Source organism: Acinetobacter sp. YH12239 (genome assembly GCF_013417635.1).
GTDB lineage: Bacteria > Pseudomonadota > Gammaproteobacteria > Pseudomonadales > Moraxellaceae > Acinetobacter.
The window spans coordinates 30,102-53,669 of sequence record NZ_VPDP01000003.1 but is presented as its reverse complement, the minus strand read 5'-3'; the positions used below and the strand labels follow the sequence as shown (position 1 = coordinate 53,669).

Annotated in this window: 24 protein-coding genes and 1 pseudogene; 16 read left to right on the top strand and 9 right to left on the bottom strand. The window is 38.1% G+C overall.

Annotation, left to right across the window (positions count from 1 at the left end; translation table 11 throughout):
* Positions 1–28: 28 nt before the first annotated feature.
* Positions 29–2,233 (bottom strand): bifunctional 23S rRNA (guanine(2069)-N(7))-methyltransferase RlmK/23S rRNA (guanine(2445)-N(2))-methyltransferase RlmL, encoded by a 2,205-nt coding sequence (gene rlmKL / locus FTV17_RS04455; RefSeq protein WP_179998338.1) that lies wholly within the window; start codon positions 2,231–2,233, stop codon positions 29–31.
* A 170-nt stretch (positions 2,234–2,403) separates the two neighbouring features.
* On the opposite strand from rlmKL, the gene FTV17_RS04450 reads away from it, so the two are divergent.
* From FTV17_RS04450 to FTV17_RS04420, 7 genes are all read left to right on the top strand, one after another.
* A complete protein-coding gene (locus FTV17_RS04450; protein WP_257219886.1) occupies positions 2,404–2,964 on the top strand; it encodes a LysE family translocator in 561 nt (186 codons plus the stop codon).
* Between the two features lie 84 nt (positions 2,965–3,048).
* The gene (locus FTV17_RS04445; RefSeq protein WP_179998337.1) at positions 3,049–3,447 is read left to right on the top strand and encodes a hypothetical protein; all 399 of its coding nucleotides are present in this window, start codon (positions 3,049–3,051) and stop codon (positions 3,445–3,447) included.
* 586 nt (positions 3,448–4,033) lie between these two features.
* Positions 4,034–5,050, top strand: a complete 1,017-nt coding sequence (locus tag FTV17_RS04440) for an aspartate carbamoyltransferase catalytic subunit (RefSeq protein ID WP_035265895.1) — start codon at positions 4,034–4,036, stop codon at positions 5,048–5,050.
* Between the two features lie 10 nt (positions 5,051–5,060).
* Positions 5,061–6,296: a dihydroorotase gene (locus FTV17_RS04435; RefSeq protein ID WP_179998336.1), complete on the top strand. Its 1,236-nt coding sequence runs from the start codon at positions 5,061–5,063 to the stop codon at positions 6,294–6,296.
* A 191-nt stretch (positions 6,297–6,487) separates the two neighbouring features.
* Positions 6,488–7,387, top strand: coding sequence for a lysozyme inhibitor LprI family protein (locus FTV17_RS04430; RefSeq protein ID WP_179998335.1), 900 nt, complete (start codon positions 6,488–6,490; stop codon positions 7,385–7,387).
* A gap of 128 nt (positions 7,388–7,515) precedes the next feature.
* Positions 7,516–8,541, top strand: a complete 1,026-nt coding sequence (locus FTV17_RS04425) for a DUF1311 domain-containing protein (protein ID WP_179998334.1) — start codon at positions 7,516–7,518, stop codon at positions 8,539–8,541.
* 85 nt (positions 8,542–8,626) lie between these two features.
* Positions 8,627–9,403: a Rossmann-like and DUF2520 domain-containing protein gene (locus FTV17_RS04420; protein WP_179998333.1), complete on the top strand. Its 777-nt coding sequence runs from the start codon at positions 8,627–8,629 to the stop codon at positions 9,401–9,403.
* 29 nt (positions 9,404–9,432) lie between these two features.
* On the opposite strand, the gene trmB is transcribed toward FTV17_RS04420, so the two are convergent.
* Positions 9,433–10,149: a tRNA (guanosine(46)-N7)-methyltransferase TrmB gene (gene trmB / locus FTV17_RS04415; protein WP_035265903.1), complete on the bottom strand. Its 717-nt coding sequence runs from the start codon at positions 10,147–10,149 to the stop codon at positions 9,433–9,435.
* A gap of 210 nt (positions 10,150–10,359) precedes the next feature.
* Here trmB and FTV17_RS04410 point away from each other — a divergent pair, with 210 nt between their 5' ends.
* A complete protein-coding gene (locus FTV17_RS04410; RefSeq protein ID WP_257219885.1) occupies positions 10,360–12,822 on the top strand; it encodes an ExeM/NucH family extracellular endonuclease in 2,463 nt (820 codons plus the stop codon).
* 37 nt (positions 12,823–12,859) lie between these two features.
* On the opposite strand, the gene FTV17_RS04405 is transcribed toward FTV17_RS04410, so the two are convergent.
* The gene (locus FTV17_RS04405; RefSeq protein ID WP_179998332.1) at positions 12,860–14,305 is read right to left on the bottom strand and encodes a SulP family inorganic anion transporter; all 1,446 of its coding nucleotides are present in this window, start codon (positions 14,303–14,305) and stop codon (positions 12,860–12,862) included.
* Between the two features lie 209 nt (positions 14,306–14,514).
* On the opposite strand from FTV17_RS04405, the gene FTV17_RS04400 reads away from it, so the two are divergent.
* From FTV17_RS04400 to FTV17_RS04390, 3 genes and pseudogenes are all read left to right on the top strand, one after another.
* Positions 14,515–15,126 (top strand): glutathione S-transferase N-terminal domain-containing protein, encoded by a 612-nt coding sequence (locus tag FTV17_RS04400; RefSeq protein WP_179998331.1) that lies wholly within the window; start codon positions 14,515–14,517, stop codon positions 15,124–15,126.
* A 312-nt stretch (positions 15,127–15,438) separates the two neighbouring features.
* Positions 15,439–15,645 (top strand): annotated as a pseudogene (locus FTV17_RS04395) (glutathione S-transferase family protein); the annotation flags it as partial.
* Between the two features lie 93 nt (positions 15,646–15,738).
* Positions 15,739–16,050, top strand: coding sequence for a glutathione binding-like protein (locus FTV17_RS04390; protein WP_179998329.1), 312 nt, complete (start codon positions 15,739–15,741; stop codon positions 16,048–16,050).
* Positions 16,051–16,081: 31 nt separating this feature from the next.
* Here the strand turns inward: FTV17_RS04390 and FTV17_RS04385 are convergent, their stop codons facing one another.
* The 5 genes from FTV17_RS04385 to FTV17_RS04365 form a co-directional block, all read right to left on the bottom strand.
* On the bottom strand, positions 16,082–16,867 hold the full coding sequence (locus FTV17_RS04385; RefSeq protein WP_092766137.1) for a thiazole synthase: 786 nt from the start codon (positions 16,865–16,867) through the stop codon (positions 16,082–16,084).
* Positions 16,868–16,879: 12 nt separating this feature from the next.
* Positions 16,880–17,077, bottom strand: a complete 198-nt coding sequence (gene thiS, locus FTV17_RS04380) for a sulfur carrier protein ThiS (RefSeq protein ID WP_035265912.1) — start codon at positions 17,075–17,077, stop codon at positions 16,880–16,882.
* Positions 17,078–17,092: 15 nt separating this feature from the next.
* Positions 17,093–17,458, bottom strand: coding sequence for a DUF423 domain-containing protein (locus FTV17_RS04375; protein ID WP_179998535.1), 366 nt, complete (start codon positions 17,456–17,458; stop codon positions 17,093–17,095).
* Between the two features lie 118 nt (positions 17,459–17,576).
* The gene (gene rpoH / locus FTV17_RS04370) at positions 17,577–18,446 is read right to left on the bottom strand and encodes an RNA polymerase sigma factor RpoH (protein ID WP_035265916.1); all 870 of its coding nucleotides are present in this window, start codon (positions 18,444–18,446) and stop codon (positions 17,577–17,579) included.
* A 141-nt stretch (positions 18,447–18,587) separates the two neighbouring features.
* Positions 18,588–18,809, bottom strand: coding sequence for a sulfurtransferase TusA family protein (locus FTV17_RS04365; protein ID WP_035265917.1), 222 nt, complete (start codon positions 18,807–18,809; stop codon positions 18,588–18,590).
* 387 nt (positions 18,810–19,196) lie between these two features.
* Between FTV17_RS04365 and FTV17_RS04360 the strand changes: the two genes are divergently transcribed.
* Positions 19,197–19,409 (top strand): cold-shock protein, encoded by a 213-nt coding sequence (locus FTV17_RS04360; protein ID WP_004824348.1) that lies wholly within the window; start codon positions 19,197–19,199, stop codon positions 19,407–19,409.
* Between the two features lie 106 nt (positions 19,410–19,515).
* Entirely contained in the window at positions 19,516–20,667 is a 1,152-nt protein-coding gene (gene rhlB / locus FTV17_RS04355) for an ATP-dependent RNA helicase RhlB (RefSeq protein WP_179998328.1), read from the top strand.
* 49 nt (positions 20,668–20,716) lie between these two features.
* Here rhlB and FTV17_RS04350 read toward each other — a convergent pair whose 3' ends face one another.
* Entirely contained in the window at positions 20,717–21,100 is a 384-nt protein-coding gene (locus FTV17_RS04350) for a hypothetical protein (protein WP_179998327.1), read from the bottom strand.
* A gap of 231 nt (positions 21,101–21,331) precedes the next feature.
* Here FTV17_RS04350 and FTV17_RS04345 point away from each other — a divergent pair, with 231 nt between their 5' ends.
* The 3 genes from FTV17_RS04345 to FTV17_RS04335 all read left to right on the top strand — a co-directional run bounded on the left by FTV17_RS04345 (position 21,332) and on the right by FTV17_RS04335 (position 23,563).
* Positions 21,332–21,907 (top strand): nitroreductase, encoded by a 576-nt coding sequence (locus FTV17_RS04345; protein ID WP_179998326.1) that lies wholly within the window; start codon positions 21,332–21,334, stop codon positions 21,905–21,907.
* 53 nt (positions 21,908–21,960) lie between these two features.
* Positions 21,961–23,034, top strand: a complete 1,074-nt coding sequence (locus FTV17_RS04340) for an NAD(P)H-dependent glycerol-3-phosphate dehydrogenase (protein WP_092766141.1) — start codon at positions 21,961–21,963, stop codon at positions 23,032–23,034.
* A gap of 73 nt (positions 23,035–23,107) precedes the next feature.
* A complete protein-coding gene (locus tag FTV17_RS04335; protein ID WP_179998325.1) occupies positions 23,108–23,563 on the top strand; it encodes a phosphoglycerate mutase family protein in 456 nt (151 codons plus the stop codon).
* Positions 23,564–23,568: the final 5 nt, after the last annotated feature.

Here is a 23,568-nt window from a genome sequence, read left to right as displayed (position 1 = left end):
GTTTTTTATTAGTCAAGCTCTCAAATCATTAGGCTTGAAGATGTCTAATTTTCCATGAACGGTGAATTTTAGTATTACGTTTAAAGTCTAGACCAATTGTTTCATGGGTGAGTTCTTCAATGTCATAAAATGCTTTGATTTCGTCGTCTAATTCAAAACCACGATAGTTATTTGAGAAATACAGTGTACCACCAGTGGTTAAACGATTCATTGCACGCTTAATCAGGGATAAGTGATCACGTTGAACGTCAAACGTACCATGGAATTTTTTAGAGTTCGAGAACGTTGGCGGATCGATAAAGATTAAGTCATATTGTTCATGACCTTCTTTTAACCATTCAAAACAATCACTGGCAAAGAACTGGTGTTGTTGGTCAGCATGATCAACCGTTAAACCATTTAAGACAAAGTTTTCTTTAGACCAGTTCAAATAAGTATTTGAAAGGTCGACACTGGTCGTGCTCGCAGCACCACCTAACGCAGCATGTAAACTTGCAGTTGAGGTATAACTATATAGATTAAGGAAATGTTTACCTTTCGCTTCAGCAGCGATGCGTAAGCGAATTTGGCGATGATCGAGGAAAAGGCCAGTATCCAAATAATCTGTGAGGTTAACCAAAATTTTCGCTTTGCCTTCTTGAACGATAAAGCGTTTAGAGGCAGTACTTTGTTTGGTGTATTGATTTTTACCTTCCTGACGAGCACGAGTCTTGATAAAAATGGCATCGCGACCTAAACCTGTGACAGCACGGATTGCTTGTAAAGCAAGATTAAAACGTTTTTTCGCTTTTTCAGGATCGATTGATTTTGGTGGAGCATATTCTTGAACATGCAATCGGTCACCATATAGATCTACAGCGACATTGAAGTCTGGTAGATCAGCATCATAAATTCGTAAACAATAGATATTTTCTTTCACTGCCCATTTTTTCAAATTCTGCATATTCTTTTGCAAACGATTTGTAAAATCTTCAGCACCTTCAATTTTATCGAATTGAAGTGGTTGCCAATTAGCTAAGAAAGGTTGTGTCACAACAGGTGGCTTAATCTTACCTGAGCGAATATAAATAGGTAGCTTACCATTCATTAAGCGAAGTGTTTGAGTTTCGCTGAATGCCAACACGTCTGCTTGTTCAATTTGAGCTGCAATAACTGCGGCAGTTTGGTTGGCAAAATTCTTTTGAAGTAAGCCAGATAGACCAAGATAGAATGAACGGCTAGAGCCTTTATCCCCAAGACGCTCACCATAAGGTGGGTTGGTGACAACGACCACAGATTTACCTTCTGCTTTAAAATCTGGCCAATCAGAAAGGGTGCGCTCTTCTATTTGAATTTGATCTAGCAATGCCTCAAATCCTGCAGCGCGGATATTATTTTGGGTTGCTTTTACTGCTTCCCAATCTGCGTCAAAGGCATAGAATTTTGGAAGCGGTTTTTCTAAGGCAACTTTGTGACGTTGCGCAGCTTCACCTTTAATTTGCATCCAAAGATCATGATCATGACCATTCCAGCCATTAAAGCCGAAACGACGAACTAAACCAGGCGCGCGGTCAGTTAACATCATCAAAGCTTCAATAATAAATGTTCCTGAACCACACATTGGATCAAGAACAATATCTGGATTCTTTTCAATTAATTGTGCATGTTGAAGGATGGCTGCAGCCAAGTTTTCTTTGATCGGTGCATCAGTCATATAGTGGCGATAGCCACGTTTATGCAATGAATCGCCTGACAAATCTAAACAGAAAGTATGTTCTTTTTTACCAGCCAAAGCGTAAATGGTTATTTCTGGTTGTTTGATATCGATGCTTGGACGCTTACCGACAGCCTCCATGAAGGAATCTACGATACCGTCTTTCACACGTAAGGTGGCGAATTGGCTGTTGACTTTGATCTCACGTTCGACATGTAAACGCACAGCAAATGTACTTTGAGGTGCAAAAATAAGCGACCAGTCAAAACTATTTGCACCTTCGTAGAGTTCTTCAGCTACATCGCGTGCATCGTGAGTAAATTCAACTTCAAACGTATGGATAGGCGTCAAAACACGTGATGCAAGACGAGACCACATACAAATGCGGTAGGCATCTGCCAATTGACCTTTGAAAACCAATCGCCCAGGGAAACGTTCAACGTTTTGTACTCCTAAACCTTCAATTTCTTCTTGAAGTAAGGTTTCAAGCCCATCTGCACAGGTAACCCAATATGTAGAAAGACGAGGTTTAGAATTCATGAACATTCCCAAAGACAAATAAAGCAATCGCGTATTTTAACTTATTTTTGATTTTAAAACTGCTTTAATGCGCTGATACAACCATTTTAAAAATAATTTAAATTTAAAGATTGATTGAAACTGGTTGATATAGCCCCATAAAACTAAAATACACTAAAAGATAAAAAAATATGCTGGCTTTAATTTTCTCTATGTTTACCTTTTCATTATCGATGTCTATCTCTCCTGGACCTGTTAATTTAACTATTCTCAGTAGCAGTATGAACTTTGGTGTTCGAAAAACTTTTGCTTTTATTTCAGGTGCTACCATTGGATTTACTGCTTTACTTGCAGCAGTTTGCTTTGGTCTATATCAGATTATTTTATTGTATCCGGTTCTTTTGGATGCTATTGCGCTGTTAGGAACGGCTCTGTTGGTTTGGATTGGCTGGAATATTTTAAGTGCTAAAGGCGAGAAAATTCAAACGGATCAACAAGATCTAGAGAAAATTCCAAATTTTACGCAAGGTGCTTTAATGCAGTGGCTGAATCCAAAAGCTTGGATTGCCGCTGTTTTAGGTATAGCTCTATTTTCAGCTTCAGAGAATAGTGTTTATTTAGCGCTTTTTGTTTCGATTTATTTTATGGTCTGCTATGTCTCTTTATGGCTTTGGGATATGCAGGGGAAAAATTGGCTCAGTTTCTTAATGTGGGAAATCGAGCAAGAATTTTTAATATTTGGATGGGATTGATTTTAATCTTTATTTCACTTCAGATGTGTTGGGCGCATTTTTATGGTTAAATTGAATCAATAAAAATGCCAAAAAAATAACCATATGAAAAAAATCGCTTTAATATTGAGTCTGTTTTTTCTCTTTCAAGGGCAAATATACGCACAAATTTCAACACATGCGTTATGGAACGCCGAAAAGACCTTAGCGATTGACACTCAAAAACAAGATAGAAAGAACAAAATCACAATTTATATGCAATTTGGACAAGATTTACTAGAAGAAATTGATATTAGTCAAGTTGAAGGAATGAATTTGGGGAAGTTGGGTCTTTATCGTTCTAATTATTATGATCGAATTGAAACAACACCTATCGCATGGATCAATCGTGATGATGGAAAGTTTCAGGTGGATATACAGACACGTGTTTGGAAAAATGGGCAGAGACAGACAGTGAAAGAATCTGTTGTTTTTGATAAAGATGGAATATTCTATTGGCGTTGAATTGACTCATGTTATCAATCTCGTTGAATCTAAACTACAGCACCTATAAATTTAAAAAAGGGGTAATGTCCATATTTTTAGATATTGAAAGACCATGAAAAAAAGTATCATGTAAACTTATAAAAATTAAATTTTTTAAAAAATTATTGCTAAATAGGATGAAACCTAAACAAATATTTTCGGTATTTATCTAATGGCTTTCTTTAGAAGAAGGAGGAAAGGACCATATTCCGAAAGGTGGGATTTATTATTCAACGACACAAATCAATCATTAATTTACTCAAGTTAGTGCCTAGTGATTGAAATAGACACCAATAATGTACAAGTTGCTAGAATGCAATATCTGATACCTGATGTACCAATAAAAATTGCAGTTGGAGATATACTTCCATTATTGGAAAGGTCTCGAATTGTTGCAAATATATGTATTAAGCGTGAATTATGGCAGCTTGGTTGTATTTGGAATAATTATATTTTTGAAATTTAATTGGTTTCTAGTTTTTAAAGAACTAATGTTTAAAAGTTAAACTGCGGTTAGAAAAGAATTTCTGTATAATACGTTAACTTAACGTATAAGGAATCTCTCATGCACTTCGCTGCATTGCATACACCGAGCCAGATTCAACTCAACCAAGATGGGAATCTCAAACACTTCCTCACCATCGAAGGCCTTTCAAAAGAAACTCTTACAAAAATATTGGACACTGCACAGTCCTTTTTTAATGACCAAAATCAGCTCATTACCAATAATTTGCTTGAAGGCAAAACGGTAATGAATCTGTTTTTCGAAAATTCGACACGTACACGAACGACATTTGAAGCAGCGGCAAAACGTCTTTCTGCCAACGTACTCAATATTGATATTGCCCGCTCAAGTACTTCTAAAGGCGAAACACTGAGAGATACATTGTGGAATTTAGAAGCAATGGCGGCCGATATCTTTGTTGTTCGACATTCTTCATCAGGTGCTGCACATTTTATTGCGAAGGATGTTTGTCCAACTGTTGCGATTATCAACGCGGGTGATGGACGTCATGCGCATCCAACACAAGCAATGTTGGATATGCTTACGATTCGCCGTGAAACCAATAAAAAATTTGAAGATATTTCCATTGCGATCATTGGGGATATTAAACATTCACGAGTTGCACGTTCTGATGTGGCTGCATTGCAAACATTAGGTTGTAAAGATATTCGTGTGATTGCGCCGAATACTTTACTTCCTTATGGCTTCGATGAATATGGTGAAGGTGTTCGCCTATTTAATAATATGGAAGCTGGGATTAAGGATTGTGATGTCATCATTACTTTACGTATTCAAAATGAACGTATCGATTCTCCTGCATTATCTTCACAAGCCGAATTTTACAAAATGTATGGTCTGAACAAAGAGCGTTTAGCTTTGGCGAAACCTGATTGTATCGTGATGCATCCAGGGCCGATGAATCGTGGTGTTGAGATTGATTCAAGTATTGCAGATGGTCCTCAATCCGTGATTTTGAATCAGGTGACCAATGGTATTGCGGTGCGTATGGCGGTTCTCGCGCTGGCGATGCAGGGTCAGTTACAAGAACAAGGTTTAATTGAAGCAGTTGCGGTATAAGGAATCAGTCATGTCTATTGTTAAAGTCGAAAATGTACGCGTCCTAGATCCAATTGCTCAAACTGATCAAATAGAAACTATTTTTATTCAAGATGGAAAACGCATCGAAGCGACTTCAGAGGTTCATGAAAGCATCGATGGGCAAGGCAAATGGCTGATGCCAACGATGGTTGATTTGTGTGCTCGTTTACGAGAGCCAGGTCAACAACAGCATGGAACGTTGAAATCTGAAGGTAAAGCAGCACGTGAAAATGGCATTTTACATGTATTTACCCCACCAGATTCAAAACCTATCGTTCAGGACAATGGCGCTTTAATTCATGGTCTTGTTGAAAAGGCAATGTTAGATGGCGGGATTTACCTAGAGGTGATAGGTGCACAAACACAAGGGCTTCAAGGAAATCAACCTGCCAACATGGCGGGTTTAAAAAAGGGTGGTTGTACTGCTGTATCAAATGCAAATGCACCTTTTGCGAATGACGATGTGGTGCTTCGTACGCTTGAATATGCTGCAGGTTTGAATTTAACTGTCGTATTCTATGCTGAAGAGCCTCAAATTGCGAAAGATGGCTGTGTGCATGAAGGCTTTATTGCTTCACGCCAAGGTTTACCAATGATTCCTGCTTTGGCAGAAACGGTCGCGATCGCAAAATATCTATTAATGATAGAGGCGACAAAAGTCCGCGCACACTTCGGATTACTGTCTTGTGGTGCTTCGGTTGAGTTAATACGTATCGCAAAGGAAAAAGGATTGCCAGTCACGTGTGATGTTGCAATGCATCAGTTACATCTTACGGAATCTTTAATTGATGGATTCAATTCCTTGGCACATGTACGTCCACCTTTACGTTCAGAATCTGATAAAGAGTTACTTCGTCAGGGGGTAAAATCTGGGGTAATTGACGCGATTTGTACGCATCATGAACCACTCAGTAGTTCTGCAAAAATGGCACCTTTTGCAGAGACTTTGCCAGGTTTTACTGCTTTTGATTCATATGTTCCTTTTGGAATCAAATTGATTGAAGAAGGTTTATTTAGTCCATTAGAGTGGGTTGAAAAAGTAACGAGTGCGCCAGCTGCTGTCGCACAAATGACTGAGACATGGAAAGCACAGGCTGGATGGGTGCTGGTTGATCCAGATTTGGAATGGACACTTGATAAATCTTCTATTATTTCTCAAGGTAAAAATACACCATTGATTAATCTAAAAGTCAAAGGTAAGGTAATTCGTACTTTCATAAAATAATGTGAATTCAATCATTTAAAGGTCGATTAATATCGGCCTTTTTTATTTTGGATGATTGAATAATTCATGATTCAGTATATTTTATGAAGATATTTATTTTTTAATAAAATTTAACTGAGAGCTTTAATAAGAATCAAAACAAAACCAATGAGGTTTGGTATCAAGAGCTTGAGTTTGATTGGGGGAGTAGCATGAAACTTCGGATGAAAACATTGACCACATTGTGCATGGTTGGTGCATTGTCAGGATGCCAACAAGTGTATTCAATCATGTATGCTTTTAATCGTTGTGATCAACCTGAAGTGCAATTAAAACTCGAACAAGTCATCCATAAAGACATCGCGAATATCTCAGCGACTCAACTCAAAAGTATTATAGAAAATGATCAAGTTATTATAGATGGTCAACTCTTACAGCGTAGTTTGAAACCAGTTCAATTTAAAATTGAAAACATTGATAAAATAAAGAAATTGAGATCCTCTGATCAGACGATGTGTACAGCAAGAATCATTGCTGAACTACCATCAAATTATCTGACGGATGCTGATGTATCGCGCGCATTAAATCGAGAGTCAAATGTTTTAGAATCAGCTGCACTTTCTCAATTAAACTTTGAGAACAATCAGATCTCTACTGAGTTAAATTATAGTGTACGAATTTCAGAGCATGAAGTAACTGTACAATTGGTGAATGCACTACATTTCACCAGTTTTATGCAAAAAGTTCTAATAGATGCCCATTTAAAACCATCACGTTTGACGGCTTTAGCGTTAGATCGTCAAAAGAAACAAGCACTTTTAAATAATCAAAATAAAACCTCAGATGATTATCAATCCATTCTTATTGCTGAAGCACAACTTAAATTAGATCAAGCTAATGAAGATCTAAATTCTGTATGGAGTAGAGCTTCACTTCAAGCACGCCAAAAAATACAATACGAGCAAGAACTGTGGGCTAAAAAGCGTAATTTAGAATGCAAACTAAATAGTGAAGGCGCCGATAATCCTGAAGTTTTTAGATTGAATTGCGAAACAAATATGGCGATTAGTCGAACATCTGAATTACAGCAAAAAATTTTCACTCTAAGTTAGGCATTGATTAAACAGGGTTGTTGAGCGTTAGCTTTTACGCATCAAATTTTAAAAAAATAAAAATGTGATGGAGTTGTTGTTTTTAATTTGATTAAATATGTCAAAATTATAAATATGCGGTATAAAAAATGACGTATAAGATTAAATTGGCTTTGATTATCTCTACCATCTTCGTTGCAGGTTGTGATCTGAATAAGAAAAGCAAAGACACCTCACAGAATGTAGAAATTGCTGATTGGAGTTGTACTTCTCCTACGAATGTCAAAGAAATTGAACGCTTTGCGCAACAGGAATATAACAACATTTTAGAGCGTCGTTTAAAAGCAACAGATCAGTATGAGTCAGATTTAAAATTACTTTCCCAAATCAACTCATCGCTTAGATTTGAACTCAAGTCGATTACAACAACGAATGATCCTTCAAATGCAACAAACAAACTGACGTGTTCAAGCCAGTTGGTTATCCACCTGCCGAAGGGACTTCAACGTCGTGCTGAAAATGCATATCTTGAAAAACCTTGCGAATATGAATGTGAACATGACGAAGGTAGTTATACGCTCCAACATTGGATTAATGATGTTCATGGCAATATCAGTTATGGGCAAGATAAGCTCACAGGCACTTTGAATTATGAGATTACCAAGACGGATAAAGAAGGTTTAATGCTGAGTGTGCAACCTGATAATGCATTGTTAGATATTGCTGCAAGTATGACGAGATATGCTGTTCAATTTGAAGCATTTCGTAAAGCAAATCAGAATGAATCAAAAGCTTACGAAGAATATGAGGCAGTACAACAAAAACAAAAGGCCTTGGCACTCAAAGCCATGCAATTGAGAAAATCTGATTTAGATAAAGAGCAAGCACGAGCTGTCGAGCGACTTAATTTAACTTGGGATAATTTGAGCAGCGAACAAAAAGAGCAGCTAAAGAGCGATCAAACTGAATGGTTCGAACGTCGTGACGTGGACTGTAAAGTGGTCTCTCAAAAGTCAATTGAGAGTATCCCAGAAAAAGAACGTGAAACTTATCAGCAACATTATCAATATTGGGACAATGAAATGAATCAAATAAATGTTGAGATGCAATATTCTAAATGTTTCATTCAAAAGACCAATGAGAGAATTGTGTACCTAAACAATGTGTTTAATTAATTCATTACAATATAGCAAAAGGGCGAATTGATTCGGCCTTTTTTTATCGGCATGCTTAGGTATACAGAATATATGTGGAAGCGATATGCGTATTAGTGTGATTGGAGCAGGGCGCGTAGCTCATCATTTGGCTCAGGTATTGAGTCAGCATCATGAGATTGTCCAAGTGTTTAGTCGAGAGCAATCTAAAGCCAATTTGTTGGCGGCTTTAGTAAGAGCTAGACCATGCAATGCAATTGAAGATCTCGAAAACACCGTTGATATTGCATTATTGGTGGTGAGTGATAAGGCAATTGAAGAAGTTGCTGAAAAAGTTGCAAAACAGCTTCCTCAGGCTTTAATTGTTCATACGTCTGGCAGTACCCATATCTCGAAAATCACGCAATATCATGCGCGTGCAGGTGTGTTCTATCCACTACAAACTTTTAGCTTTGAAAGTCAAATTGATTGGTTGAGTACGCCAATATTTGTTGAAGCAATGAGCGACCAAGATTTAGCATCCTTGACTCAAATGGCAAAAGAGTTGAGTCAAAAGGTTTATCAATATGACTCAACACAGCGCTTGAGTTTACATTTAGCAGCAGTATTCGCGTGTAACTTTACCAACTACTGCTATGACGTCGCTAAGCAGCTCGTAGATGCACAAAAAGTCGATTTTAATTTATTGTACCCCTTGATTTTGGAAACTGCGAAAAAAGCGACTTTGAATCCCCCAAAGCAGGTGCAAACTGGACCAGCGATGCGTGGTGATCAAAACATTATCCATATGCATCAAGAGATGCTGGCGCAGGCTGGACGTACGGATTTAAGCCAAGTGTATAGTGTGGTGAGTGACCAAATTTATAAAAGACAATCAGAATAAAAAAACAGGACTTAAGTCCTGTTTTTTTATTATTGAATCTTTTTAAATAAGAAGTCGTTAATTTTATGGCCTTCTTCAATTCCACGACGTTCAAACTTAGTTTGAGGACGCCAGTCAGGACGAGGATAACTGTTACCTTTACCCGCCATATTTTCTAAACGAGGGCGGTTATCTAATACATCTAACATCCATTCTGCATAGGGTTCCCAATCGGTCGCAGCATGGAATGTTCCACCCATTTCAAGTTTTTCTTCAACTAAAGGCATACGATCGTGTGAGACGAAGCGACGTTTATGGTGACGTTTTTTCTGCCAAGGATCGGGGAAATAAAGTTGAATTGCATTGATACTGTTATCTGGCATTTCACGCAAAACTTGAATTGCATCCGCATCAAGTAAACGTAAGTTTGTCAAACCAGCCATACCCGCTTCATATACACATTGTGCAATGCCAGGAACATGTACTTCAATGCCGACATAATTGCGTTCAGGATTGGCTTTTGCCATAAGTACAAGAGAGCGCCCCATACCGAAACCGATTTCAACCGTCAATGGACGTTCAGGATGCTCAAATTGCTGACGTAAATCACCAACAGGATATTCCAAAATTAAGTGACCATATTGTTCAAGCGCAGTTCGTTGAGAAGTATTCAACGGAGATGAACGGCGCATAAATGTGACAATTTCGCGATGCTCGTTCAAGTTGTCTAATTCTACAACTTGCGGGTCTAATTGATCGTTCGACATAACTTTGGCAAATGAGAAAAAATTCGAATGCGGTATTTTAAGACCTGAGACTCCTAAGTCAAACCTTTTTCTACCTGAAAGCGCTACGTAGCTATCAATGATTTATCGATCTATTCATGAACTTTTTCAAAATGTCATGAATTGTTCATCAACTTGTCATGCCTGTACACTAGGCTTGGAAAATAATATGAACAATGAATAAGACTTAAAATGAATAAAATAACGCTAAACAAATGGATGTTCAATAAACTCACATTATCTTTATGTTTGATCGGATTTAGTTCAACGTCGTATGCTGAACTCATGATCAGCCAGTATGTGGATGGTAATAACAACAAGAAAGGTATTGAACTATACAATCCAGATGGAGGTGTTGTTGATTTATCCGCGTATCAATTAAAAATATTTCCGAATGGTCAAACCACTGCGAATTTGACGGTCAAGCTGCAAGGAACTTTAACAGCTCAGCAGCACTTTTTAATTGGACATTCAAATTTAAAAACTGAATTGGGTGAAGCTGTTCAGCAAACTGCTAACCTTTCATTTAATGGCGATGATGCAATTGTTCTCTATAAAAACAATGTGGCTGTCGACCGTTTTGGTTCGATTGGAACACAGCAAAACTGGGCAACCGGTTTAAGCTTTGAACGTACTAAGAAAACACATGATGTTGTTTCGATAGATCCATCTGCACCCTTTGAAATTCAAAAAGAGTGGGCTAAATGGTCGGATCGCAATGCTTTTAACCAGTATTTAGCGATTAGTACAAATGAACCAATAGAGCCATCTCCGACGACTCTAAGTTGTAACTCTGCGAATACACCTATCGCTGAACTCTCACAAGCAGCTAAGAATCAAAACTATACTGTGAAGGGGGTGATTACTGCGGATTATCGTTATGCGAATGGATTCTCAGGTTTCTATATCCAAACCCCTGATGCCAAAGCAAAACCCAATCTAACTAACGCGATTTTTGTATATGCTCCTGCTTCAAGTCCTATAAAAGGAGGAAAAGTTGGAGAAGAAGTCGTTCTTAAAGGTCGATTAACTGAATATCAAAATCAGTTACAGATTGATAATTTATCCGAAAATATTTTAACTTGTAATCAAGCGGCAAGCGCTTGGGTAACGCCATTATCAATCGAGTTACCATTTGAGAGTTTAACTAACGCTTCAGGGCATGCGCCAAAGCGTTATCAAGGTATGTTGGTTAAAATACCTCAAACATTAACGGTAAGTGAAAATTACAATTATGGTCGCTACGGACAACTGTCATTAAGTCTAGGGCGTTTGTTTATGCCGACCAATATTTATCCAGCTAAATCAGCAGAAGCAACGGCATTGGCGCAAAAAAATCTTTTGTCCAAAATTGAACTTGATGACGGATATAATGCACAAAATTTAACGCCTACACTGCCAAGTCAGTTTAGTGCTTTAAATACCTTACGTGCAGGTGATCAGTTAAATGCTGTTGAGGGTATTCTAGAATATCGATTCAATTCTTGGCGTATTCAACCTGTACAAGGTCGTACTCAAATCCAAATTAAAGCGAATAACCCACGGCCACCAATGATTCAGAAAAATTCAAACCAAACCCGTGTCGTGGCTTTCAATGTTTTGAACTATGATAATGGTTTAAATGGTTTTCCAACTGAGCGAGGTGCTAGCAGCAAAGCTGAGTTTGAGAAGCAACATGCCAAAATAGTCAGTGCAATGAAAGAAATCGATGCTGATGTATTTGGTTTAATGGAAATTGCGAATAATGGTTATGGTGAAAATAGTGCAATTGCATATTTAACACGAGCACTTGGATCGGAGTGGAAATATATCACTCCGCCAAATTCAAATCGATTAGGTGATGATGCGATTGCTGTTGCGATTATTTACAACAGTAAGCGTGTAAAACCTGTTAACGCTGCTGCAGTGTTTGATGACCAGTCACAAAGAAATCGAGTGACGCTTGCTCAGAGTTTTCAATCATTGAATGGCGGTAAAATCTTTACGGTTATTCCGAATCATTTGAAGTCTAAAGGTAGTTGTCCTTCAAATGATCAATCTGCTGATGCGGATCAAGGTGATGGTCAGGGGTGTTGGAATGCGACACGAGTTAAAGCGGTACAACAACTCATGCAGTGGATTGCAAAGAATCCAACGCAAATTACAGGTCATACGAATACGCTCTTGATTGGTGATTTAAATAGTTATGCAAAAGAAGATCCAATTTTGGCTTTAGAGCGTGCTAATTATACGAATGTACTGGCGGACAAAGTTGTAGGGCTCGGCGAACAGGCGTATACCTATGTATTTGGTGTCGACAGTAACAAAGCTGGATTTGGTGGAGCAGGTAATTTGGATCATGCTTTAGCTGATGCTTCGCTCTTTCCTGCGGTTAAGCGTGCATTTGTATGGCACATTAACGCTGATGAGCCAACGAACCTAGATTATAACGAAGAATTTAAGACTACAGAGCAGAAGTCGCTCTTTTATGTAGATCATGCATTTAGATCATCTGATCATGATCCAGTGATTGTCGACTTAGAACTTAACAGCTCAACAAATGCTGAGCAGCCACAGCGTGACACTAAGTCAGGTGGTGGCTCGTTGAACTGGCTATCCATTTTAGGATTAAGCCTGTTAGCCTTGGTTGGTTGGAGACGCAGAAACCATTCCTAAAACTTAGCAGTAAAAAAAAAGCCATTTGGCTCTTTTTTTAAGTGTTTGAGATACGTTCTATCAATGTTACGCTCGCTTGGTTTAAACCAATCACACGTACCTGAGTCCCTTGAGCTTCAAATTTAGCCACGACATTCGCTAACATATTGACAGAAGTGATGTCCCAAATATGAGCATAGCTGAGATCTATTTCTACTTGCTTGATATCTTCTTTGAAATCAAAAAATGCATAAAAAATTTCTGCGCTACTGAAAAATATTTGACCTTTCACCGTATAGTAGCGCACGTGATTTTCTAATTCAGATTGAACTTTTACTTCACTCTCGAGTTTATTAATGAGAAATAGGGCTGACAGAATTACACCAATCAATACGCCTAGAGCAAGGTTATGTGTTGCAAGAACAATCACCACGACAGTAAGCATGACAACATTACTTTGCACGGGATGTTTGCGGAAATTTTTTACTGAATCCCAATTAAATGTCGTGAACGCGACCATGATCATAATGGCGACTAAAGCAGCCATAGGAATATAAGTCAACCAATCTTTAAAGAAGACCACAAGACATAGCAAAAAAACACCAGCCACTAATGTCGATAATCTTGTTCTTGCACCTGAGCTGACATTGATGATGGATTGACCGATCATTGCACATCCAGCCATACCCCCCATAAAGCCACTTACCATGTTCGCGATCCCTTGACCGCGACATTCTTGATGACGATCTCCTTCAGACTCAGTCATTTCATCAATCACAGTCGTAGTCATCATGGTCTCAAGCAAACCAACTGTGGCGAGCGTGAGAGAGTACGGTAAAATAATAAGTAAAGTGTCGAGATTGAATGGAATTTCAGGAACTAAAAATACAGGCAAGGTATCTGGGAATGCACCTAAATCACTAACTGTTCTCATGTCAGCGCCAAGTAAAAGTGCCAATACACTGAGTACAATAATACACACTAATGGCGATGGTATGATTTTTCCGATTTTGGGTAAATAGGGAAATGCGTAAATGACCAATAAACCAATCGCTAAAAATATATAGCCTAAGCTATTCATTTGAGCAATTTCTGGAAATTGAGCGATAAAAATGAGAATCGCTAAAGCATTTAAGAAACCATAGACCACCGACTGGGAAACAAAACGCATGAGTTTTGCGACTTTGAGATATCCAGCGATAATTTGAATTAAACCTGTCAGAATCGTAGCTGCCAATAAATATTGTAATCCGTGTTCTTTAACAAGAGTGATCATCAGCAGCGCCATTGCACCTGTAGCAGCCGAAATCATAGCAGTCCTACCACCAAAGAAGGCGATCGTAACAGCTATACAGAATGAGGCATACAGACCTACCTGAGGATCAACGCCAGCTATCGCCGAAAATGCGATTGATTCTGGAATCAAAGCTAAACCTACGACTAAGCCTGCAAGTACGTCAGTTCGAATGTTAGAAAACCACTGATCTTTCTTTAAATAAATCACAATTTGCCTTTCACAAAAATGTAGCAGCGCTATGGTAAAACATCACACAAATAAAAGCTGAAAAAAGCTTGAAAATTAATTCAATCTGCACAATATTCATAAGGAGATCATCGATGTTTACGCTTGCTTGCAATTTAAAAAACAGTTCTTATTGAAAAAAAGCGTGAAGCAATTTAAAAATGATAGTAGTTAGATAACAAGGAAAAAGTATGAAGTTGTATTATTCGCCAGGTGCATGTTCACTCGCAGCGCATATTATTTTAAATGAAATTAATGTTGATTTTGATTTGGTTCGTGTTGATCTTAAAACTCATACCACTGAAAAAGGCGAGGATTACTTCGCAATTAATCCGAAAGGCTATGTGCCGGCGCTAGAAATTAATCCTGGCTTAATTTTAACGGAAAATGTCGCAATTTTACCATTTTTGGCACAGCATGATCCTGCTCAAGATTTAATCCCACCTTCTGGATTAGGTCGAGCAAAAGTATTAGAGTGGCTTGGTTATCTAAATTCTGAATTACACGATGCTTATGCAGTGTTTTTCGGTGCACCGCTCACGGACGATGCAAAACAAAAAGCGTATGCCGAAGTTGATCGTTTACTGACATTTATTGATAAAACCATTGGTGAATCTAATAATGATTATTTGGTCGATGACAATTTTGGACCTGCAGATGCGTACTTATTTGTACTCACCAATTGGTCGAATCTTATTGAACATGACTTGAGTCCTTATAAAAATATTATTCATATACGCAATAAAGTTGCAGAGCGTCAGTCTGTACAGATTGCGATGCGAGATGAAGGATTGATTCCTTAACATATAAGGTTTCGTTCCGTTTGTTTCGAGAAAGAGCCGAAAGGCTCTTTTTTTACTCTAAAATTTTCAAAGAAATTTTACAAAGATTATTTAGAAATAGAGAGCATTAAAAAGACAAACTTTTCATCATAATTCGTTTCAGATTCGGTGGTAATTCATTAAATTAGATATCTTTATTCATGATATTTTTTGAACTAAACATTATTTAAGTTGCTGATTTAAATATGATATTTATATTTTGTATTTAAATCGCTGGACTAAAAAATGAGTTTGAAATTATATTCTTACAACTAATCAGGTAACAGTTATAAAGTACGTCTGTTAGCAGCATTATTGAAAGTGGATCTTGGAATTGTAGAACTAGATTATTTCAGTGATGAACAGCATAGTGAGAAATTTTTAAAAATTAATCCAAAAGGCGAAGTGCCAGCATTAGTAGATGGCGATATTGTTTTAACTGATTCTGCCGCAATTTTGGTGTATTTAGCAGGTAAATATTCAGATAAAAACACATGGTAGTCTGAGGATTTAGTAGAACAAGCTAAAATTGTAGATTGGCTTGCTTTTGCTGCCAGTTGGGTTCAATACGGGGTTTTCACGGCACGCGCGATATTGTCTTTCAAAGGTCCATACAATGGTTTGGGATTAGAAAGTACTGAGCAAACACTTAAAGAGGCGAAAATACGTGGTCACAAATCTTTGGCTATTTTAGATGGTGTGCTCAAAGACCGTGAATGGTTAGCGAATAATAGACCAACTATTGCGGATATCGCAGTGTTTGTCTATGTCGCGTTAGCACCTATGGGTGATATTTCTCTAGAGCCTTATCCAAATGTACGCGCTTGGATTGAAAGAATAAAAGATTTACCTAACTTTATCAAAATTGATGGATTGGATGATCCTTCGTATCGTCGAGTGAGTTAAGAAAAACCCACTTTTAAAAAGTGGGTTTTTTTTATTTAAAAAAGTATCCAGTTTCTGGAGAGCTTGCATTTGCCATACGTTTGCGTGGCATACGTCCAGCAAGATAAGCCTCGCGTCCAGCTTCAACGGCTTTTTTCATAGCAGAAGCCATTAGAATCGGATTCTGTGCAGCAGCAATCGCAGTGTTCATGAGTACGCCATCACAACCTAATTCCATCGCAATAGCAGCATCACTAGCTGTACCAACCCCTGCATCCACCAAGACAGGGACTTTGGCATTTTCTTTGATGATAGAAATGGTATGTGGATTAAGAATACCTAAACCAGAACCAATTAAACTCCCCAAAGGCATAATAGCGACACAGCCCATACTCTCAAGTTCTTGCGCGACGATAGGATCATCAGAGGTATAAACCATGATTTCAAAACCATCATCGATCAATGTTCTTGCAGCTTTTAAGGTCTCAGTAATATTAGGATAAAGCGTTTTTTCATCACCTAATACTTCAAGCTTGACTAAATTGTGACCATCTAAAAGTTCACGTGCGAGCATACAAGTGCGAATGGCACTATTGGCATCAAAGCAACCAGCTGTATTGGGAAGAATGGTGTATTTTTCCGGTGGAATCACTGAGAGCAGGTTAGGTTGATCTGGATTTTGACCAATGTTTACGCGACGGATTGCAACAGTAACGATCTCAGCACCACTGGCTTGGATTGCTAAGTCAGTTTCTTGCATATCCTTATATTTTCCAGTGCCCACTAATAGTCGTGAACTAAATGAACGTGATCCTATGATCAACGGACTATCTTCCATATTTACTCCGAGTTAACCACCGCCAACAGCATGAATTATTTCTATACGGTCAGCATCTGAAATAGGGGTATCTGCCAGTTTGCTTTTTGAAATGATCATTTCATTTTTTTCAACAGCAAATCGTTTACCTTCAAGCGATAATTCTTGAACTAGTTCTAATAAGTTTTGGCATTGCGTTTGAATCGACTCGCCATTTAAAAAAATATTCATCGGATGACCTTCAAATTAATGCTGAATTTTGAATGCTTGCCATGCTAAAAGTAGCCAGCCAATAATCATCAATGCTCCACCAAGAGGTGTAATTGCACCCAACCCGCGTGGGAGTCCTAAAGCCATGAGATATAGAGATCCACAAAATAAAATGATACCGAACTGGATGAAGATAAAACTGAATTGAGTTGAAAAGTTTGGAATTATTTTCGGTATGAGTGCGAGTATTAGTAATCCAATTGCATGATAAAAGAAATAATCAGTTGCAGTCTGCCACCATGTCAGTTGGGCTTCGGTTGCACGAGTTTTAAGGCCATGAGCGCCGAAAGCACCCAGTATTACGGCAAGCGCTAAATTAATGGCTGATATTGAGATCCACATCAGGTTATTCCCAATCAAAAATTGCGTCATACGATAGCATACATGACGTACGATTTTTTAAATTTGCATGTCGCGAAATACAAAAAAAGAGCTTGTGGCTCTTTTTTTGGGAATCGTATTAATTTGATGACATGGCGATCTTGATCTTGTCCATGGCATTTTTTTCAAGCTGGCGAATACGTTCAGCGGAGACATTATATTCGGCTGCTAATTCATGCAACGTAGACTTGTCATCATCTAACCAGCGGCGCTGTAAAATATTGCGTGAACGGTCATCCAGCTGATCCATTGCTTCATGTAAAGCAGAGGTGCTCTGAGATTCATAATCTTCTTCCTCTGCTAAACGAGCAGGGTCATAACGATTATCCTCTAAGTAAAGCGCAGGAGCGACATGAACTGAGCTTTCATCATCTTCATCGGATTGAGCTTCGAAGGCTGCGTCATAAGCTGTTAAACGACCTTCCATTTCAAGAACTTGTTCAGCCGTTACATTTAAATCAGCCGCAATAGATTGCGCTTCCTCGAGCGTTAATTTTTTGCTCGATTTTTTTAAGCTTCTTAAGTTGAAGAACAGTTTACGTTGAGCTTTAGTTGTCGCAATTTTAACAATACGCCAGTTACGAATAACATATTCGTGGATTTCAGCTTTAATCCAATGTACTGCAAAAGAAACTAAGCGTACTCCCATATTGGGATCGAAGCGTTTTACGGCTTTCATCAAGCCTAAATTACCTTCTTGGATTAAATCGCCTTGAGGTAAGCCGTAACCTGCGTAACTACGGGCAATATGCACAACAAAACGAAGGTGAGACATCACCAGCATTTTAGCCGCGTCTAGATCTTGGTCATAAAAATAACGTTCAGCTAACTCTTTTTCTTGTTCAGCTGTCAAAATAGGGATCTGGTTTACAGTACTAATGTAAGCACCTAAATTGACCCCGGGCGCAGACAATGACAGGGGCATCAATTGATTGCTGCTGTCAGTCATGAGTACTCCTTATAGGAAAATAGTTTAAAAAACCAATTACATTCATCTTAATCCTTATAGCATACAGAATTAAGCGAATTTGGGTAGTGAAATGTAAATTTAAATACAATATTTATCCATGATTAATTTAGATGAAAACACCTAAGATTCAATCACGTAATGAAATTCAGAATCCGAAACTTGTTTAAATGCGCATGTCAATTTATGTAGCTGACAATAACGTTGAATATCGATTTGACTATTCGGATCTGAAGCTTTTAATAAAAATTGCTGAGGTGCACTATTTTGTTTCATCGATTTCTTAAGTAGCAGTAAAGGTAAAGGGCAAGGTTTACCCATCGCATCGATTAACACTTGAGACATAGTAAAACACGAGATTGAATAATAAAGTTGGTCATTATTCTAGCAAAAGTGTGACTTAAGAATAAAATTAAATGATTTAGATGAACTGTTCAAATTTAGTGCAATTTTTACACTAAATTTGTGTGATTAATATACAAGTTTTAGTTAGATAATTAGCTAAAATTTTTCTATTAATTGTGTTGTACCCATGTTAAGCTCAATGCGTACTTAAGGATTGCGTAGAGAAATTTGTTTTCTAAGCCTTATTTATAATGGATATAACCGGGATTTTGTTAATAGTTTTACAGAATGATTACAAGCTTTGAAATAAAAAATGTTTTAAAATTTGTTTGCTCTGCTGTTTGCAACACCGGGTGGTCCCTTTTCTTACCAACTGAGGATTAACTTATGACAGCTCGCGAACAAGGCGTTGTTAAGTGGTTTAACGATACTAAAGGTTTTGGCTTTATTCAACGCGCAGGCGGTGATGACGTATTCGTTCATTTCCGTGCTATTCAAGGTGAAGGCCACCGTTCACTTCGTGACGGTCAACGCGTAGAATTCAGCGTTGTACAAGGTCAAAAAGGTTTTCAAGCTGAAGAAGTTCAGCCTTTAGACTAATCCTACTTTTCACTGAAAATTAGGTTGCGCTCCAATTTTGATAAATTGGGGCGTTTTTTGTTTATACTATAGACCATTATCAAATATTGATTGTAGAGCCCCTTATATGTCATCAGGTTTCGAAACCCTTAATTTACATCCGCAACTTAAGCAAGCGATTGATGCTTTAGGGTTTAATGAAATGACCCCCATTCAACAGAAAGTATTGAAATATACGTTGGCAGGGCATGATGCAATTGGACGTGCACAAACAGGCACAGGAAAAACTGCAGCATTCTTAATTAGTGTTATTAATGATTTATTGAACAATCCGATACAAACACATCGTTATCGTGGTGAACCCCGTGCTCTAATTATGGCACCAACTCGTGAGCTTGCGATTCAAATTGAAAACGATGCACGTGATCTGACTAAGTTTACCGACTTAAATGTTGTGACTTTGGTGGGTGGTGTAGACTTCGATAAGCAAAAAAAACAACTGGATGAAAATTTCGTAGATATTCTTGTCGCGACACCAGGTCGTTTGATTGATTTTACTGAACAAAAAGAAATTTGGTTGGATCAAATTGAATTTTTAGTCATTGATGAGGCAGATCGTTTACTGGATATGGGGTTTATTCCTTCTGTTAAACGCATTGTGCGATTCTCTCCACGCAAAGAACAACGTCAAACTTTAATGTTCTCTGCTACGTTTAGTTATGATGTACTCAATCTTGCTCAACAATGGTTATTTGAACCTGTTACTGTCGAAATTGAGCCTGAGAAAAAAACCAATGCTGACGTAGAGCAACGTGTTTATGTGGTTGGGAAATCAGATAAATACAAATTGCTTCAAGAAATATTGCGTGATGAGCCCATTGAAAAGGTCATGATATTTGCAAACCGCCGTGATCAAGTCCGTAAGCTGTATGATCATCTTAAACATGATGGTTACAAGGTAGTAATGTTGTCTGGCGAAATTGCGCAAGATAAACGTTTAAAGATGTTGGATCAATTTAAAAATGGCAAACATAACATTATGATCGCAACAGATGTGGCTGGTCGAGGTATTCATGTGGATGGTGTGTCACACGTGATTAATTTTACTCTACCTGAGCAGTCTGATGATTATGTACACCGTATAGGGCGTACAGGTCGAGCAGGAACAAGAGGTGTGAGTATCAGTTTCTTGTCAGAAGATGATGCTTTTTATTTACCTGAGATCGAAAAAGCGATTGGTCAAAAGATTCCATTGACACGTTTAGATGGTTATTGCTAATTGTTCAATAAAAAAGTCCCTTAAAGGGACTTTTTTATTGGCTATAAATTTAGCGAGTTGTATTGCAGCTGAAAGTGATTGTTGTTTGGTAGTCGGTATCTTTTTCGATTGTATTTTTAGTACCGATCACAGAGCCAAGTACTGATGAAGCGGCTGTTATGAGTTTACCAGTCTGTTCATCTACAACACCTTTTAGAGCGCCGTTATATTCAGTTTTTTCGTCAATTAGGACAGGTGAAGAATTCTTACCGCAAGTTTTGTTCGCGGCAGAAATTGCATTATTTTTTGCAAGAACTTGGGTTTTGCCTAATCCTGACACCTCATATTGATTATTTGGTTTTTGAATGGCAAGTGTTTCAGTCGGTGTTGATGCACAAGCACTCAGGAGAATTGTTGTAGTCGCTAATGAAGCCAATGTCATTAATTTTTTCATTTTATTTTTCCTTTAGCATTTGCAATATAAAGTTTGGAGCTCTGTCATGTATCCTAGGGCTTAAATTACAAAGAATTAAGCATGTTTTGTATCGATTTTGAAGTGAAATACCTGATTTATGTTTGATTGTAATCATGCTGGATGCATTGTGTATAAGTATAACTGTAGAGTAGTTTTCAATGTTTATGCTAAGCTTAAGTACATAGTGTTAGTTTAAAGATTAGTCTTCAAATGTCAGATCAATTTTCTCAAGTAGTGCATGACAATATTCATCAGCGTCAATCCGTTGGTCATTTGGTAGAACCTCATCCTAACGCAGAACAATTAGAATTAGCTTTTCAAGCCGCTTTAACCGCGCCTGATCATCATCGTCTGAAACCGACACAATTTATTGTTGTGAAAGGAGAGCAACGAGAAGCATTTGGTGTTTTACTCAGTGAAGCAGTAGCAGACCTTGGTGAAACTGATTCAATTCAAATTGAACGCGCACGTCAGCATCCTATGCGTGCACCTATGCTGATTATCGCTGTAACACGATTTCATGATCATGCGAAAGTTCCATATTTTGAACAAACTTTAAGTTCAGGTGCTGCAATACAAAATCTTTTGCTCAGTTTACAAGCTCAGGGTTTCAATACCATGTGGCGCAGTGGTGCTGTTGTGGAGTCGGATCTATTTAAAAGAAAGTTAGGGCTACAAACGCATGATTTAATTTCAGGTATCATTTATGTAGGGACTGCTTTTAAGGCGATTGCACCACGCACTGAGATTGAAACAGATGCATTCGTCAGTTTTTGGCAGCCGTAATTGCAACTTTGCAAATTTAACGATTAGAAAAAGAATGTTTAGGATTTAAAAGAATGTCGGAATTAAAGTTTTCAGATTTGGTCGAGCCAGTTGCAATTGATCATAAAACAGCCTTGCGTGTTACGATTCTTGGTGGTGGTAGTTTTGGTACAGCCATGGCGAATACGGCAGTGCGAAATGGTTGTGACACCATGATTTGGATTCGTGATGAGGAAATTGCGAATGAAATCAATCGAACACATGTTAATTCAAGATATTTGCCAGATTATAACCTTGAGCCAGCATTAAAAGCAGAATCCAATCTTGAAAAGGCTGTTCGAGATCGAGACATTATTTTGGTCGCTATTCCGAGCCATTCATTCCGAGATGTACTCAAACAGATCAAGCCCTTTATCACTGCTCAGGCGGTTGTATCACTCACAAAAGGGATCGAAGCTAAAACCTTTAGTTTCATGAGTGATATTATTCGTGAAGAGCTTCCAGAAGTACCTTATGGCGTTCTTTCGGGCCCAAATTTAGCGAAAGAAATTATGTCAGGAATGCCTGCTGGAACAGTGATTGCCAGCCATTCTGAATTGGTGAGATATGCAGTGCAGCAAGCATTACACAGTGCACTATTTCGTGTATTTGGAAGCGATGATGTACATGGCGTGGAGCTTGGAGGTGCACTTAAAAATATCTATGCTGTCGCAATGGGGATGGCTGCAGCTTACAACGTTGGCGAAAATACCAAAAGCATGATTTTGACACGTGCGTTGGCGGAAATGAGTCGCTTCGCTGTACAGCTAGGTGCAAATCCACTGACATTCTTAGGTTTGTCTGGTGTTGGCGATTTATTCGCAACGTGTAATAGTCCTTTAAGTCGAAATTATCAAGTTGGATTTGCTTTAGGTTCAGGTAAAACCTTAGAGCAGGCAACGACGGAACTGGGTCAAACAGCTGAAGGGATTAATACCATTGTGCAAGTGAATGCAAGAGCCAAAGAGCTTGATGTCTATATGCCAATCACCACAGCACTCTACGAAGTGATTTATGAAGGTGCACCACCATTACATATTGCATTATCTTTGATGAAGAATGGTCATCGAAGTGATGTTGAATTCGTATTGCCGCATCATAAAGTTTAAGATTAATGAATGGTTTATCATCATTGTCATAATGTTTAGATATGATGGATGACACATGGTTTAGGGAAAACAAATGCAACTCACTTTAGTTCGTCATGGTGAAGCCGCTCCACCAATTAATGGTAATGACTCGAAACGACCACTGACTGAGCGGGGTCATATTCAAGCTGAACAAACTGCGCACTTTTTAAAAGACGTAGTAGCACCTGATATATTTGTAGTGAGTACTTTGCTCAGGGCGCAGGAAACTTTAAAACATATACAGCAATTCTTTCCAAATGTTGAAGTTTTAGTATGTGATAAAATTAAACCTGACGATGATGCTAAAGTTGCAGTTGAGTGGTTATCTCAACTACCTTTTGAGAATATTGTGGTTGTATGTCATATGAATGTTGTGGCATATATTGAAGCAATTATTACGTCTGAATTTTTTAATCCTTTTTCGCTTGCTGAAGCGCGGATTTATGATCAGACAGTCATTGCTGCGGGACTTTCCACAAAATTAAAACATTTTGTACCGTCAGCTTAATAACC